This is a genomic window from Mucilaginibacter frigoritolerans (assembly GCF_007830615.1).
GTDB lineage: Bacteria > Bacteroidota > Bacteroidia > Sphingobacteriales > Sphingobacteriaceae > Mucilaginibacter > Mucilaginibacter frigoritolerans.
This window is the reverse complement of sequence record NZ_VLLI01000023.1, coordinates 1-17,492: the sequence shown is the minus strand read 5'-3', so window position 1 is coordinate 17,492 and position 17,492 is coordinate 1. Positions and strand designations below refer to the sequence as shown.

The window sequence follows — 17,492 nt, the reverse complement described above, 5'->3', positions numbered from 1 at the left end:
AATTACCTGAAATTATGATAGGAAACCAATGACAATTAGTGTAAAATAGACAATTATTACGATTTATTTGAAGAAAAGTTTAAATAATGATTCCGTCACTTAAAGTAGCTGAATAAGAGGCAGTGAACAGCTTTAAAAACAGGTAAAGGCTTTCTGCCAATAGGTGGTGCTCCGTTTAAAAGGTATTTAATTGGGCCAAAAAACACAGAAGTATGTCTGATACATTTAATACTTCCTGTGTTTAAGGCATGCGCGACAATTCTACTTACTGAATTTTACGCCCCTATTAGTATTGACTTTTAAAATATGACCATTGTTATCAAAATCGAGGCTATCCAAACAAAGTTGCCTCAATACGTAAGCTTTGTTTTGAGGAAAAATTCTATGATATAAAATGTAATCCTGGCCATTTTCGCGAAAAACAGTATGGTGTCCGGGACCAATCGTGGTACTATCGGCATTTGTTTCTAATATTTTCCAGTTTTTTTCTTCAATAAATGGCCCTAACGGTGAGGTGCCGACGGCATAACCCACACAATAAGTTGCATCGGTAGCCTTCCCATTCGAAAACATCAGGTAATATTTGTTATGCCACTTACGCATGAGCGGAGCTTCAAAATAATGAGTTGTAGTTACGTCCACCGGAATGCCATCAAAGGTCACCATATCTCCCTTTAGCTTTACCGCCATGCAATGGCCGTTTACCCAGTTATACCCCGACCCCCAATACAGATAGGCTTGTCCATCGTCATCTATAAAACACTCGGGGTCAATATTATGAACAAGGGGAAAATCAGTATATTTAACCAGGGGCGTATTATCTGCTTTAAGATTTCTCCATGGTCCGAGCGGTGTATTGCTCACACCGGCCCATAGCTCACTACCAACGGCAACATACATGTAAAACTTATTGTCTTTCCCTTTTAACACACATGGTGCCCATACCATTGAGGTATTTGAACTTGGACTTGTACATACCTGCTTAGTGGGCCAGTTGATATGTTGCCGATCAAATTTAACAAAGTCTTTTGTGGTAAATACGCCAAGTTCTTTGTCACCCCAGGGGTCTATCGTGGCGCAAATATAGAAAACTCCTTTTTCCTTAATAATAGTTGGGTCAGCGAAATATCCTGGAAGTATTGGGTTGCCAATACGAACCTGTGCTTTAGTTTTTATTGCAAGTATGCATTGTAAACAAAGCAATATCAGGGAAAGTGACATCCAATTTTTCTGAATCAATCTTTTAAAGATCATAGTACAAGATTATCTAATGAATTTTTACATGGATCTATGATGGGATTATAGCCAAAGTTAAATGTCCAGTCGTTATCGAAATAAGCCTTTTTTAAATTTTAAAAAAAATCTTGTTTCGGTATAAAAAATATAGCAAAGCCAATTGAGTAACTGTAATGGCTATGGCCGACCATACCAGTTGCCAGTTTTTTGGGGTATATTGAATTAAGCCACCAAATATAAATTGCGCTGTTTGCTGAAAATCCAGTATCCCACCTTCGGCAGCAAGGTATATCAATATGGAATTTACACCAATGAGCATAAATGGGAAAGCCCATTTGCGGTAGCCGGCAACGTCGATAATAAGATAAAATAGAGACAAAAAGACCAGGCTCCAACCGCCAACGAACAGGACAAAAGAACTTGACCATAAGCGTTTGTTAATCGGGAAGTTCAGATTCCATAGGCTGCCTAAAGCTATTAAAACCAACCCTGCTACAAATAAGGCAATGCCCTTTTTATACATGGGCCATCTCAAAGAATCGAACTTTAAAAACTGACCGGTGAACACTCCTAAAAGCGCAGTGCCTATTGCAGGTATGGTTGAGAGTACACCTTCAGGGTCGTGAATCTTATCATGGAGCCTTCCGGGCAATAGCAACCTGTCTATATATGATTCAAGGCTGCCTTCCATCGTTAGTACCCCTGCTCCAAATCCAGGAACCGGAATAAAAAACATAGCGGCCCAATAACCTACCAGAATACCTGCGAACCATAATAATTGACCCTTTAAATTAAAGTTCAGGTAAATTAAACCGGCAAAAAACCAGGCCAGCCCTATACGGCCGAGTACGCTGGCAAACCGCGTATTTTCGTAACCATTAAATTTCAAGAGCCCGTTCACCACCATCCCCAAAAACAATAAGATAATGGTACGCCGGAGCATGGACAGGTACATTCTCTGTTTTTCTTTAGCTGGTAAGGCCGATGCATCACTTACATTTGCTTTAACCATTTTGTTGTGCATGGAATAAGGCATCGATACGCCGACTATGAATAAAAACAATGGAAAAATCATATCATAAAAGGTGATTCCGTTCCAAACAGTGTGATGCAACTGACCGGACATCCATAATAGAACTGGCCATTGGGTTGCTTTAGCCAGTGCATGGATGATACCCTCCCCACTCATGATCCAAAACATATCAAATCCACGCAAAGCATCCAACGAGAGCAGGCGAGGTAATTTTACCGGCGCCAATTTTTGAGCAGTAGCTTCGGTAGCTAAAGTATTTTCAGGCATGTTTATCTTTATTTAAATGACATCAATCAGCATCAACAAGGGGTCGGTATTTTTTATACAATCGCTCAGCAACTACTATACTGCTGCCTTTTGCATTAACAGGATACGCTTTTTCTGTGATTACCCATTGCCACTCCCATGCTTTTATCGATTTAGTAAACCCATCCAGATCCATGTTTTTATCTGCAACTAATGCGTCAGTCGCAGTATTAAAGAACTTTTGCCATCGTACTTTGTAAAAGTCGTTTAACAAGCCGCTCCATTGCCTGCAAGAGTATTCATGCAGCGGGCTGTTTTCATCCCCCCACAAAGTAATCAGATCCCTTGCGTTACGTTCGTATAGTGATTTTTCCTGCGGCGTGGCGCCGCAGTTACGTGCATCTGCAAGCCAGGGGCCTAACAAAAAATCTTTTCGTGTTGCCAGTAAAGTGTCTACATCAGCAATAAGAGTGATGTATTGGTTACTGTATTTTTTGAAATCTGCGATGTTTTTTTCCTGATATGCTTTAACCCATTTCTGTTGCAATATCCCAGCATAATTGGTGACCACTTGCCGTGAAACATCCACCAGATCGTAATTAAAACCATCATAGTTACCGCAGGCGGGGATAGCAGCCATCATTTCATCCCAGGCGGGGATCAGGTCCTTACGGGCATAATTTAAATGTGTTTTTGTCCAAACGGTTGTCGAATCAAACGTTGGTCTCCCGGTAATGATTGATTCTGCCGCGTCACGGATTTCTTTACCGTTGTATACTGTTCTCCTTAAAATATCCCATGCCTTTACCGCATGCGGATTGATGCTGCCATATCGATTTAATATATACTCCTTCAGCCATTCATCTAAATCAACCTGTTGATCACGCCATACATTTTTTGTCATGAGCTCATACAATACCGGATTTTGCTCAATACCTTCCATTGTTAAACCGATCCCCTCCATTTTGCCGGAGGTTGGATAATGGAGTGCAGCTGCCGGACCTTTCGCCACCTCTTCAATTCTCCCGAACATCGATATGTTTCCGCCGAAGTTGTGCAGCATATTCCAGATCCACGGTTTACCATAGTAAGCTTCAGTGCGCTTCCAAACAGGTTCAATTTCAGTTGCAAGATCCAGGATGATCATGTGATTATCAGGCACAGGCTGCAGCAACGCCTTGATTTGTGGCGTTTTCCAGAATTTGCGGTCGCTAAAGAACAACCAGCCCTGCATTACCCAGGTTGCCCTAGGGTCGTACTTGCTCATTGCCTGGTAAACGCGTAAACTTAATTCAGATAAGTAAGCAGGGTCATCAGTGGGCGGTTCATTTTCGTTAAAGGTATCTGCAGAATATAAATGATCGGTGCCATATAATTTAGTTTGTGCTGCTAAAAACTTTGCCCCTATTTCATTAAACATTGGATCCTTTGTATCCAAAATATAGGTATCACTAAAGCCGTTGTTCCAATTTGTTTTTTTGAGTTTTGATCCGGGAAAATGGTTGCTGAAGGTAGCAGGTACATGCCCGGTGAAGGATTGTAGAACAGGTGTCATTCCCATTGCCCGTTCGCGCTGCAGAATTTTTTGCTGCAGGTCCCGATGGCTGGTCATCCAGCTTAAAGGCAGTGGGCCCCCCCAACCATCTAAATTCCCCATCCAGAACCACGAAAAATAAGCAGGTCCGCAAAAAAAGCTACTCAGCTCTTTATCCGTAAACCCCATTTCTTTATAAACCTTATACCACGTATACTCCTGTCCGGTTAAGGCCAGGGGCATGTTAATGCCATGCATAGCCATCCAGTCAATTTCCTTTTCCCAGCGTTTCCAGTCCCACCAGCTCATGCTGTAGTTGTAGGTACAGTAATTAAGGTAATAGCGGTAAGTATAGGGCGTAGTTTTGTGTATTTTATGGACTATTACCGGCAGCTTAACCGGCATATTTAAGTTGGTGCCGTTCCAGGTTACCTGGCAGTGGCAATATTCGGTGAGGTAATCATATAATGCTGAAGCAATAGCAACACCATTGTTCCCTCTTAATATTATTTTACCGTTCCGGCTTTCAACTTCAAATACATCTTTTGCAGTGTTGTCAGAAAGCTTTTCAACTATAAAATTATTACTGTATTTTGGGATTACACGTTTAATAAGCGCGTACGATGTTGTTAGCTCGCCTTGTGCAAAGGTTATCACTGGAATAAAGCTCAGCAGGAACAAGAACCATTTATTATTCATTTTTTATTCTATTATAAAGGGTATTTTAAATAGCTATTTCACCTGTATTGCAGCTTTGCTGCCATCAGGCAGCTGTAAATCTTTAAGTACTTTACCTTTCACATTTCTGAACAGAATGACCGGATAATTCTCGGTTTTAGCAATTTTGAAATTATTTAATGATAGCATGTTTATGTCATCAAATACACAAGCTATCCTTTTATCGCTTTTAAGGTAACTGAGTTTAATATCTTTTAATACTACACTTTCGGCATGCCGCATATAGAGCCCCCAGGCTGGCAATTCGCCAAACATCGAAAACTCAGGATAGCCACTTATTTTTTCCGGGATCTTGTCCATTTCATCCGGGTTATATTCCTTCAACTCCGGCACCGATGATCCTTCATAGCTTATTTCAATATGATTTAGAGTAATACCCACAACCGGATAGCCCGGAATGCCGGTTATGGAAGCGGGAAAAACATGATGAGGATAAGGTTCTGCAGGGCCAGCCATTTCATAATCAGTATCTGGCTTGCCCGCTGGTATTTCGGCTTTTACATTGTTTATAGTTATCCCTTTCAATACACCGGGAGCCGCTTTTGGATTACGCTGGCCACGACGGATAAAAATTGCGTTACCTGTATTTTTAGCAACTATGTTACTGATGTTTATATCCTGCAGAAAACCACCATCCACTGTTTCCAGGGCAATAGCCGAGCGAAAAGTATCGTAAACCTGTATGTTTTTTACGGTGATGTGTTTAAAGCCGCCATGGGAAGCTGTTCCCAGCTTAAAAGCGCTGGCACTTGATCTGATTCTGCAATTAGCAATATAAATATTATCACAGCAACTGTTCGCGTTATAGGACTTGAGGCATATACCATCGTCAGCAACATTAAACGAACTGTTGGTTAGCTTTACATCTTTGCAATCGTCCAGATCAATTCCGTCATTATTTAAAAAAGTATTACTCTCTACGGTAATACTATCAATAACCATATGGCTACAGCCTGAATAATCCTGAATCCAGCATAAGCCGTTTTTTATGGTAATATTTTTTATAGTAATATGATCACAAGCTGTAAAATCAATAATATGCGGCCTGTTCTTTTCTGCAGGCCTTAACTGGTGCCATTCGTTATAGGTTTTCCACTCCTTATCTTCAAGAGTGCCATTATTGAGCATTCTGTAAATATCCACCAGCAAATTTGCAGCATTGCCATCAATGGTGCCTTTACCTGTAATGGCGATGTGACTTACATGGTCGGCAATAATCAGTGCAGAAGCCTTTTGAAGGCCGTAATCCAAACGCCTGGGAGTTGCTATTAATCTTGCGTTTTGTTCCAGGCTAATCTCAACTCCAGATTTAAAGCGAATTACTCCGGTTACAAAATCGCCGGCAGGTACAATTACTTTACCACCACCGTTTAAACTGGCAGCATCTATGGCTTTCTGTATAGCTACAGCATTGTTTGTTATACCATCCGGCTTTGCACCAAAAGTTGTAATCAAATAGTTTTTTTGAGCAAACAAATCTGATGATAGCATTAGTGAAAACAGTAAGATTATACCTGCATACTTCATCATTAACAAATTAGCTTTTAAAAAATAAAAGCAGCCTGTATTCATATCATACAGGCTGCTCAGTAATTAATAACCGGGATTTTGCACCAGTTTTGGATTTAACTGTATTTCCGGATTAGGTATCGGAAAGATGCGATGTTGTGCATTCACATCTGTTTTTATTCCCCATGCCTTTTCGTATTGTCCAAAACGGATCAAATCATTTCTTCTCCAGCTTTCTACTGTAAATTCCCGGCCCCGCTCATCAAGGATATCTGATAAAGTTACAGATGTTAAAGATGCGGCACCTGCGCGGTTTCTAACCTGATTAATCAAGGTTAAAGGCGAATCGCCATTGGTAGCCGTTGCACCGCGCAGTATAGCTTCTGCTTTCACCAATAAAATATCCGCATACCTGAACATTGGAACATCATTACCCTGGTTACGGGTGGTTGATGTACTGTCTGGATAAAATTTATTGTTCCGGTAACCTTCTTCATTAGCTAACTCATCGTTCCCAATATCAAATATTGAAGCATTTGTCCACACAATATTCGGAGTAAATTCTAATTGATGAATAACTGTTCCACCAGGATCAGACCCGCTGTAATTGGCATCTAATCCCTGGTTAGTAGTGGTGATCAATATAGGCGTACCATCATTGTAATACTGTTTACCGGTTAAATATTGTTTTTTACGTACATCATTAGCATCTGTATAAAGCGCATAAAAAGCTGAATAAGTGTACATCGGACCATCAGGAGCATATGGCATACTATATTTTGCCTGCAGTGCCGGATGTAATGTCCAGCGTGCGTAATACTGCCCTTGCGCTTCTACCCCATCGTAGGGAACTGCAAAAATAAAGTCCTTTATTTGCGGTCCATTATTCGGCTTAAACATGGCAAGGTAATCAGCATCCAAACCATATTGGCCGCCGGTGATAATTTTATCACACATGGCAACAGCATCATTATAACGTTGTGTACCAGTGTAATATTCCGCGTTCAGATACATTTTGGCAAGGATGGCATAAGCAAGATACTTCGTAGGTCTTCCATAGGTTGATACGCCAACGGTAGCACTCAAATTCGGGATCTGCGCCAGCAACTCACTTTCAATAAAGGCAAAAACGGTAGCCCTGCTTTGTGTACCTAAGTTGGTGGTATCGCCAAAGGTTTTTGAGATGGGAATATTACCAAAGTTATCCATCATATAGAAATAAGACAATGCCCGCATGGTTTTTATTTCAGCCACGGTCTGACTTTTTGCAGTACTTGCAGCAACGGAATTAAATAATGATAAAACCTGATTACAGGTACTGATAGTAGAAAAACCCCATTGCCAAACCGCATCAAGTGTGGGGTTATCAGCATTAACTGTATGCAGGTTCATTTGAGCATACTGTGCGCCATCGTACCAATTACCACCTCTGGCAACCAAAACATTTTCATCAGTACTCAAATTCTCTAATAACCAAAATGGTCTGCCCGGGCCAACACGAAATGAGGTATAAATAGGACCTGTAGCAGCAATATATTGGGCTGGAGTTGTGGGGAAATTCTGCGGTGTGAGGGTTGATACCGGTTGCACATCTAATTTTGTACAGCTTGAAAAACAAATCAAAGCCACACCGTAAATTAAAACTGTATATGTATATAGTTTAAAACGATTCATATTGATTGATTTTAATAATAGATTATAAATTAACTTGAACACCGGCAAGGAAATCTCTGGTTTTTGGATAATAATTATTGTTATCCACACCAATAAACTGCCCACTTTGCTGATTATTAAGATTAAGGTTCAATTCAGGATCAACGCCTTTGTACTTGGTAATAATAAATAAATTAGTACCGGTTAGGTAAAAACGGAGTCCGTGAATATAATTACCAGGCACTTTAATTGTATAAGCCAGTGTAGCATTACTCAATCTGATAAATGCTCCGCTTTCGATGTACCTGGTTGAATATAAATTAGCATTTACATCGTTTGCAGGTTCGCTAAGGGTAAGTGTTGGCACATTGTGATCAGTAACTTGCGTTGGCTGGTTAAAGTTAGCCAATGAAGCATCCATAATTTTATTTCCTCCTTGTCCACGGAAGAAGAAGTTCAGACTAAATTTTTTGTACGTGAAATTATTGCCCCAGCCGAATGTATAGGTTGGCTGCGCATTACCTGCATAAGTCTGATCGGCACTTGTCGGCGTAGTGGTTGGTTTGCCATCGGCACCTAAATAGGTAGAAACGCCGTTAGTTCGGCCTATATATTTAAGAGTATAAAACTCTCCCAAAGGATAACCCGCCTGTATAATGGAGGTGTAAATACCGCTTTGACCCGGGCCTTCTGGATCACCTTCGTAAATTTTTGAAAGATTGACCCCAAGTGAGGTAACTAAGTTTTTGTTAAATGCTATGTTACCATAACTTTCCCAGCTAAAGTGGCTTGTTTTTACAGGGATACCGGTTAAAGAAATCTCAACCCCTTTATTACTCATACTGCCCACATTTGCAGTAAGATAGTCTACCAGGTAGGTAACCGTAGAAACCGGTATTACCGAAATCATATCGGTGGTTTTTTTATTGTATACGTCTACCGAGCCTGAAAGCCTGCCCTTAAGAATTGAGAAATCAACACCTGCGTTAATGGTGGCTGTTGTTTCCCATTGTAGATTTGGATTGGGATTTTGTGTTGGGCCTATAGCACCTATGTACGATCCGTTATAATAAAAAGTACCGGTTGTTCCGTATTGGGTTAATGGGGTGTAAGGGGAAAAACCTAAAGAGTTGCCTGTTTTACCATAGCCTACCCTTACTTTCAGATCGTCAAACAAAGTTTGATCTTTCATAAAAGACTCTTCCGTTATCCTCCATGCTGCCGAAACAGCAGGAAAATAGCCCCACCTGTGATTAGCCCCAAACGCATTTGATCCATCTTTTCTGACAGAGGCCTGGAACAGGTACTTATCCATAAAGCTGTAATTAATCCTCGAATAAAAAGAGATCAGTCGCAGGGTTTCTACTTCGGTAGTTCCATAGTCTACCCGGTAGCCATCAGGCGCGGTACCCAACGACAGGTTATTATAGCTGGTGGCATCAGAAACGAAATTTTCGTTAGTCGACTGAAATCCGTTTCCCGTGGTAGTTTCATCATAAGAATAACCAAAAAGGGCCTTAAAATCATGCTTATGATTCCAGTTATGGCCCCAGCTTAGGTAGTTTTCAAGCAGTTTTTTAGTATCTTCATATTCCGAACGAATAGCTACACCGCCAAGGTTCTGGGCAAGCTCAGATGCTGCATCATGATAAGTATTGTCTGCAGTAGTTCTATCCTGATAAGCTAAATTAAGGTTGTAAACCAAGCCAAATGGCAATTGTAGCTCAGCTTTGGCATTTGCCAGTAAAATATTGATTTTTTGCTTATATGTATCGTTGGTGATCAGACCTACAGGGTTATAACCTAAGAGCAAAGTAGGGTCGGTATACAGCGTTCCGTCAGCATTGTATATGGTACGGGTAGGCAAATATTGAACCACCGATTTAAATAAATTGGGATTTGCCCCATTTATGCTGGTTGCCGGAAAATCATTAACCAGCAAGTTTGAATTACTAATAGAATTACTTACCGAAAAATCTAATTTTAATTTGTCATTTAATGCTTTTTGTGAAACATACATACGGCCTATAAAACGGTCAAGGCTATTAGTCTTAATAATACCTTCATTCTGAAGAAAGTTTAAACTCCCACCATAGGAACCTTTGTCGGTACCGCCGCCAAAAGAAAGATTATGGTTTTGTGAAAAACCACTGCTGCGTTCTACAGCTTTTTCCCAGTTGGTATTTCCGCCATTGTCATTTGCAGGCGTAAAACTTTCATTATTGGCCTTTGCATAGGCCCTTAACTGATCGGCAGTAGCTACAGCAAATTGATTTGAAATTTTTTCAAGCGAGGCATAGGCATCATAGTTTAACCGAAACTGGCCTGCCTTGGCTTTCTTTGTTGTTACTATAATTACACCATTTGTTGCGCGCGTACCGTAAATTGCCGCAGCCGAAGCATCTTTTAACACATCAATAGATGCAATATCAGATGGTGCTATTAAATTAAAGTCGGCACCCGGTACACCATCAATAATATAAAATGGGGTTGAAGCATCTCCGCCGCGTAAGGAAGATGGCCCCCTCAATGTTACCGATGCTGTTCCGTTAGGGTTACCATCATTAGTGATATTTAAACCGGCAACTTTGCCTTCCAGCAAGTCGGCCGGGGTGGCAACTACACCAGCATTAAAGTCATCAGATTTAACGGTTGAAATAGCACTTGTTAACTCTTTCTTGGTGGTTGAGCCGTACCCAACAATCACAACTTCGTTTAAACTGCTATGATCGGGTTCCATGTAAACTTCCATGCTAACGCCAGGTGTAACGTGCAGCTCCTTTTTTGCGAAACCGATAAAAGAAAATATTAAAACAGCATTATTATCGTCAACCTTAATTTTAAATTTTCCCGAAAGATCAGTAACAGTGCCTGCTGTACCGTCTTTAACTTTAACAGTAACCCCGGGAAGTGGAAGTTTTTTATCATCATAAACCACACCTTCAACGGTGATGGCGGCAATTTCCCTGGCGCGGGCCTCAACTGCGGGATCAGCCTCCTGTAGCACTATGGTATTATTAATGATTTTATAAGTAAGCGATGCATGTTTTAAACATTCTGTTAATGCCTCATCGACCGAAACATTTTGAACTTTTACCGATACGTTTTTGTTGCGGACATATCTCGATTCATAAAAAAATACGTATCCTGATTGTTTATTTATTTGTTGTAAAACCTTTTTTAAAGGAGAGTTTGTTTCATTCAGATTGATTTTCTGACTGAATCCGGATGCGCTGCATTGCAAAAAGACTATTACCATCAAAAGCGTAGTCAATTTCATAACCAATAGGATTTTTTTTGGAAGCCGCGTTTTATGCACGACTTGAGAAAAAGCATTATATTTCATACTTTTGTTGAGTTTGGGTTAAGACTTGATTAGAGGAACTAAACTTGTTTTCCCGTTTTGCGGGAGGGTTAACTCAAATAAATTCGTATCCTGATGCCAGTCGGGGTACGTTTTTTTTGAATTACCAATTTGGGGCTGATTAGCCGGTAGATCGTAGTTATTCTTTCATAGCTTCTTCGTTTTGGGTATAAATTAAAAAATTAGTTAGTTTGTTTATTAGTATTTTAATCAATTATCAAGGTGTTATCACTATTGTTTTACCATCTATCCGGTAGTGGGTTTTATTAAAGCTCAGTATATCCAATATCTGCGAAGCTGTTAAATTCATTGAAATTTGGCCTGAGTATTCTTTTGGTGGTATTGTACCTTCATATTTTACATTTACATCATACCACCTGGCCAATTGCCTCATTACAGTTTCGATATTGTCATCTTTAAAATTAAAATAGCCCGCTTTCCAGGCAACGGCCTCGTCAACATCAACCTGGGTTATGCTTATTTTGCCTTTAGCAAATTGCGATTGATCGCCCGGCTTAAGCACGCTGGTAACACCGGCCGAACTTACCTTTACACTACCTGCTAACAGTGTAGTTTTCACTTCACTTTCATCAGCATAAGCGTTTATGTTAAAATGTGTTCCTAAAACTTCTACCGTTTGGCCGTTAGATACAACACTAAAAGGTTTATGTTTATCATGGGCAACTTCAAAATAAGCTTCACCTGTCAGTTCCACCCTGCGCTCATTGGCTGCAAACTCCACAGGGTATTTTATAGATGATGCTGAGTTTAACCAAACCTTAGTACCATCAGATAATATTAACTGGTATTTACCTCCGCGTGGCGTAGCAGCTGTGTTATAAGCAAGCCCTGGAACGGTGCTTTTACCTTTAGTATTTTGGTAGCGGATCTGCCCGTCTTTTGTTTTAGTGATCACGGTACCATTCTGACTGGCAAGGGTGCCCTTTTTGTCGCCGCTGATTACGATAGAACTACCATCAGCCAGTGTAAGTATAGCCTTATTTCCGCCAGGTAAAATATCGTGAGACACCTTTTTAATGGCAGCTATCTCAACATTTTTGGTTTTACTTTTCTTTAAATAAATAACACCTAAAGACAAGATTGCCAATATACAGGCTGCAGCGGCGTAACGGGGCCATAATTTTAACGCAGGGCTACTATTGCGCAGATTACTTAATAAATCTTTTATACTTTCATTTTGAGCCCGATCAATTTCTTTTTGAGGCACATCAACAGCAGGTAGCTCCAATTCGTATTCTACATACCAGGTTTCAACCAAATCGCGTTCGGCCTTTGTAGCATTACCTGCATTATATCGTTCCAGTAAATCTTCTAATTCTTTTTTGTGCATTGCCGTCCTGGTATTTGCCTTTTTATACTATAGACAACTATCAAAAGGTAATAGAGTATAAGAAAATGAGATATTTTTATAAAAAAAGCAGAAAAAAATGAGGACCTAGTTTCACCCGGAGAATTCTCAGTGAATTTTGTACCTGTTTCCTTACAGTTAGGGGGCTAATATTCAATTTTTCGGCTATTTCCTGATGGGAAAGATGTCCATTTCTGCTCATTTCGAAGATAATGCGCATTTGCAGCGGCATTTGTGCCACTCCGGCCTCCACAATAGCTATTAGTTCCTTAATTCTTAATTGGTCGTCGGCTTGGGGTTCGCCGTGTTCCACAAATTTTTGTAGCGAGTTTAGATAATTATTTTTAACCTTATCGTGTTTAAAAACATTCAAAATCCGGTTTCTGGCCGAAGTAAAAAGATAGGCCGAAAGGCTTGTAGTTAAAGAAAGTGATTCGCGGTTATGCCACATGTAAGTAAATAGTTCCTGCAACAGGTCCTTTACTTCTTCACTATCCGGCAGTCTTTTAAAAGCATGCCTGTACAGTAAACCATAATACCGTTTATGGATTTCAGCAAATGCTTTTAAGTTACCTTCTTTAACCAGGCAAATTAATTCATCATCAGTATATGAACTGTAATTTTGCATGGTACAACCCTGTCATTGATTAATCTAAACCCAATAATAAGTAATTTTTTTATTACATTAAATAATTGTAAAGAGTATTTTGTTGCCATTTCCATTTTGTGGAGACTAAACTACTCATCATTCATCTAAGCCCAAAAACTAAATAACCCGGTATTTTGTGCTCCTCTATCAATCTATCCTAATGGCCCGGTCACCGTCCCGCAGATACAGGGGACAAGAAAAACACGTAGAGACGCAAGAAACACCACATCCCTATAAATCAACAAATTAACACTACCGCCAGGGCCAACGCGGGCCAAAAAAACTCAATTTCCGCGCAAATTAGCCACACCTGTGGGACAAAACAGAAGATTCTAAAAGAGCGAAGTTCAGAACCCTCTCCCCCCGGAGAGGGCAGGATGAGGCTTAGCCCCCTCTAAATCTCCCCCGGTTGGGGAGACTTCAGCTTCGCCCCTCGTTTATTTTTTTAAGTCCTTCCGCCTATAGGCGGAGAGGATTTAGGTGGGGCTCCCTACTGACAAAACAGTGTCACCATTTATTTGCAGCGGCGTGGGTACCTTGCATAAAATCCCAAAATTTATGAATCAATATAACAAACCCGGCCATTATGCGGAGCGGCCAATGGAAATTGAGCTCATCCGATCCATGTCGCAAGCGCCGTTGCCTGCTAAACCAGGTAAAACGCCCGAAACACTGCCCGATCCCCCACCCGACCCCGGCGAGGCCTTTATCATTAAACCCGCGGCCGACTGGCTGCAACTAGGCAACGATCAGCAGCATGACGAAATGCTTTTTGGCGAATTTTGGCACGAGGGCGAGCTCTGTATCCTCTTTGCCGATACCAATGTGGGCAAATCTATCCTGGCCGTGCAAATTGGCAACAGCATAAGCCGCGGCGAACCCATGCCCGGTTTCCCCACAAAACAGCAGCCCGAAAATATTTTGTATTTTGATTTTGAGCTCAGCACCAAACAGTTCGAAAAACGGTACACCAGCACCCTGCATGGCAACTACCGTTTTGCCCCCAACTTTTTCCGCGTGGTATTTAACCCCGCCGCTAACGGCATACACAAATTTGCCAGCTATGCCGATTATATAAACAACGCGCTCGAAAACGCCATCATCAGCAGCCGTGCACGCATCATCATTATTGATAACATTACCTGCCTGCGCAGCGGTACCGACTCGGCAGCAAGCGCTATTAGTTTAATGCGCAACCTGCAGGCCCTTAAAAACAAGTACCACCTCTCGGTATTGGTATTGGCGCATACCCCCAAGCGCAACCCCGTAAAACCTGTTAGCCGTAACGATTTGCAGGGCAGCAAAATGCTGCTCAACTTTGCCGACAGTGCCTTTGCCATCGGCGAGAGCCAAACCATAAACGGCCGCCGATACCTTAAACAAATTAAGCAGCGCAGCAGCAGCCAGGTGTACGGCGCCGCCAACGTATGCCTGTGCAACATTATAAAACCCTATAACTTTTTGCAGTTTGAATTTAACGGCTACGGCACCGAGGCCCACCATTTAATGCACTATACCGAACAATACCGCCACAATACCGAAAACTGCATACTGCAACTGCGCCAGCAAGGCCTCAGCATGCGCCAAATAGCTTCCGAAACAAGGTTGTCATCCTCTACAGTGGATAGGGTGTTGAAAAGGTTAGCGAAGGATTACTATGCCGGAAGTTAGTGTAGACACAGTCTACAGGTATAGTTTGTCCATAGTTAGGAACCTCACCGCCATTGTTGGAGTTGTCTCCAACAATCTACAAATTTCTGTGGGTAGGAATTATGAAAATTTATATTATTACGATATTAACCTGAACCTCACATTGAACCTTATCAAAGACTAAATTTGGCGCACTTATACATTATAATGGTTAAAGTACCGACATAAATTCGGTTTGTTGGAGACAACTCCAACAAAGGCAAAGAATACCGAAAATTTAAGCGTCCCGCTTAAATTGCCCACTTCTTTTTATTAAAGCGAGACGCTTAAATTATGATGTGTCCAGGCAAGATGTCTGGATGGACGGGTGTTTTCACTATACAGATACAGTGTTTTCACTATTGTTTATTGTAAATCAAGTATTTAACTTCAACAAATAACTACTTAACATGCTCCGCAGACTCATTATCTTTTGGATAAAAGCTAAATTAAGAGAATGTTACGGTTCCTGGTATCTAGGTAATATAAATTGATTTATTTTTTAATTGCTAAAAAATTAAAGAAATGAACATAAGGGATGCAGTTAGTTATGGGTCATAACTAAGATACTTAGATGGATGGGAGAAATGTCGAATGCTATAAATAGATAATCATCGTTGAATATGTTGAATATTAAATAGTTCACCTATTTTAAAAATTTTCATTAATTATTTTGATAATTATTTTCAACCTTATTGCTTACTATTTTAACCAGATGAAGTGTACCTTTTTAATATTAACCGTATTATTTACTTTGCAAGGCACTGTTTGCTTTTCGCAATCAGCTAACTGCAAAGACTGTTGCGAGATCGATTTTAATCGGGATTTTACATTGAAATTAAAAAATCCTATAATTTCAAGCCACTTTAAAACTGATGTGTTACCTTCCCTCTTCGCGTTGTCTTTAATTAACCAACGTTCTTTTGGCGAATACTCTTTATCTTTTGATTCTTTGATGAAGGTAACGGGATTGTACACACTGTTCGGAAATAAAATCCTTCATTCTTGTTGCGATTGTTGCCCCGGAGCCTCTTGTGGAACAATCGTTTTGAAACGAATTGGAATGACGAATCAAGCGAATTTTACAATTCATTTCAATAATGTATCCACTAATTATTCGATATCTTCGAATCAATACAATAATGATTTTGATTTCGAGTCGCCTACTACTATTAGGGGAATTGCGACCTTTTCATCAGCATATATAAAGTTTTATTTCACAGACCCAAATGTGAATTTTACTGTTACTGATGTAATTACATCTAAAGTCATCACCAAGATTAAAATTCAATGCATTACGATAAATCAAAATGGAATAACTTACATTCCACAAATTGAAAAAAGACCATTCATGGGAATAATATTGCCAATGATAATATATAGATAGGATGAAAAAACTAATACTTATTATACTCGCAGCACTATGGTTTACTAGTTGTAAAGTAACACCGCCAGCTACGTATGAAATAGACGACGAAACTTCTTATCTTTTTAGTGCTGTCAACGGACACTTAGAAGTTGACGTCCCTGATTCAAAGACATTTCAGACTCCTACCCAAAACAATGACTGTAGTATAAATACAAAAGCTGTTACAATTCCTTGGTCGATCACAAACAATGACGATTATGTAGAAATCGCCATAACAACCGCTGGTGTGTTTCCAGGAATTGCTAATAGCAGGGCGTTTATTCTTTATAATGAGGTTCCTGCAGGACAGCGGTTTAATCCTGCCCCATTACTGATACGCTCCGGCGATAATAATAATCAACCCGTGACTACGGTAATATGGCGATTCAAACTAAACGCCAACGAAATCCCATCTGAAATCGTCGAGTCTGGCCGGAATAATATTTCGTCACCTTTCGAAAGAAAAATTTCGTCTTCGCCTCTAGGGAGCAAATGGTTTATAATTGTTCCCTCGGACCTGCCAGCCATAAACATTTATGCAACCATAACTTATTTTCTACATATTAAAACAGTTGGAGTTTGTAAATGATTACTTTGCATTTCCAGAACGGAATCTTTAACCAGAAAATCTTGAGGAATGCGCGGACTCTTTCCCGTTGATTAATATTTTACAGGGAACTAACAAGTCGCCTGTTCAAGTAAAATAATTTAACATCGACAATTTAAGCATCCCGCTTAAACGGCCTGCCTTTTTCATTTTAAGCGAGACGCTTAAATTATTAGGTATCCAAGCAGGATGTGGCTGTTGCACAACGAAGCGAATATTTTTTGACAATATTATGTTAAGATATTGATTTTTAGTATCTTAATAACATGCAAGGCAAGAAACAATATCAAGAAAAGCTCTTTACCAATTTCCAGTTGTCTGACCGTGTCCCATCGGACAATATTTACAGAAAGTTAAAAGAGGTATTAGACCTTCAGTTTTTATACACAGCTACAGCTAAGTATTATGGTAAGGATGGGCAAAAGAGCATCGACCCGATTGTATTTTTCAAGTTATT

Annotated in this window: 10 protein-coding genes and 1 pseudogene; 3 read left to right on the top strand and 8 right to left on the bottom strand. The window is 40.2% G+C overall.

Going from position 1 to position 17,492, the window contains the following annotated elements:
* Positions 1–261: 261 nt before the first annotated feature.
* The 8 genes from JN11_RS23995 to JN11_RS23960 all read right to left on the bottom strand — a co-directional run bounded on the left by JN11_RS23995 (position 262) and on the right by JN11_RS23960 (position 13,310).
* Complete coding sequence (locus JN11_RS23995) at positions 262–1,254, bottom strand: family 43 glycosylhydrolase (RefSeq protein ID WP_144916819.1); 993 nt, start codon at positions 1,252–1,254, stop codon at positions 262–264.
* A gap of 91 nt (positions 1,255–1,345) precedes the next feature.
* Positions 1,346–2,536, bottom strand: coding sequence for an acyltransferase family protein (locus JN11_RS23990; RefSeq protein ID WP_144916818.1), 1,191 nt, complete (start codon positions 2,534–2,536; stop codon positions 1,346–1,348).
* A 22-nt stretch (positions 2,537–2,558) separates the two neighbouring features.
* The gene (locus tag JN11_RS23985; RefSeq protein ID WP_144916815.1) at positions 2,559–4,748 is read right to left on the bottom strand and encodes an alpha-N-acetylglucosaminidase; all 2,190 of its coding nucleotides are present in this window, start codon (positions 4,746–4,748) and stop codon (positions 2,559–2,561) included.
* Positions 4,749–4,781: 33 nt separating this feature from the next.
* Positions 4,782–6,278 carry a glycoside hydrolase family 28 protein gene (locus JN11_RS23980; RefSeq protein WP_246139088.1) on the bottom strand — a complete coding sequence of 499 codons (1,497 nt, stop codon included), beginning with the start codon at positions 6,276–6,278 and terminating at the stop codon, positions 4,782–4,784.
* A 102-nt stretch (positions 6,279–6,380) separates the two neighbouring features.
* Positions 6,381–7,970 (bottom strand): RagB/SusD family nutrient uptake outer membrane protein, encoded by a 1,590-nt coding sequence (locus JN11_RS23975; RefSeq protein ID WP_144916812.1) that lies wholly within the window; start codon positions 7,968–7,970, stop codon positions 6,381–6,383.
* A 22-nt stretch (positions 7,971–7,992) separates the two neighbouring features.
* The gene (locus JN11_RS23970) at positions 7,993–11,229 is read right to left on the bottom strand and encodes a SusC/RagA family TonB-linked outer membrane protein (RefSeq protein WP_170227843.1); all 3,237 of its coding nucleotides are present in this window, start codon (positions 11,227–11,229) and stop codon (positions 7,993–7,995) included.
* A 301-nt stretch (positions 11,230–11,530) separates the two neighbouring features.
* A complete protein-coding gene (locus tag JN11_RS23965; protein WP_144916809.1) occupies positions 11,531–12,664 on the bottom strand; it encodes a FecR family protein in 1,134 nt (377 codons plus the stop codon).
* 76 nt (positions 12,665–12,740) lie between these two features.
* The gene (locus tag JN11_RS23960) at positions 12,741–13,310 is read right to left on the bottom strand and encodes an RNA polymerase sigma-70 factor (RefSeq protein WP_144916807.1); all 570 of its coding nucleotides are present in this window, start codon (positions 13,308–13,310) and stop codon (positions 12,741–12,743) included.
* Between the two features lie 579 nt (positions 13,311–13,889).
* Here JN11_RS23960 and JN11_RS23955 point away from each other — a divergent pair.
* The 3 genes and pseudogenes from JN11_RS23955 to JN11_RS23945 form a co-directional block, all read left to right on the top strand.
* Positions 13,890–15,002 carry an AAA family ATPase gene (locus JN11_RS23955; RefSeq protein ID WP_144916805.1) on the top strand — a complete coding sequence of 371 codons (1,113 nt, stop codon included), beginning with the start codon at positions 13,890–13,892 and terminating at the stop codon, positions 15,000–15,002.
* 1,406 nt (positions 15,003–16,408) lie between these two features.
* Complete coding sequence (locus tag JN11_RS23950) at positions 16,409–17,017, top strand: hypothetical protein (protein WP_144916803.1); 609 nt, start codon at positions 16,409–16,411, stop codon at positions 17,015–17,017.
* A gap of 284 nt (positions 17,018–17,301) precedes the next feature.
* Positions 17,302–17,492 (top strand): annotated as a pseudogene (locus tag JN11_RS23945) (IS1182 family transposase); the annotation flags it as partial.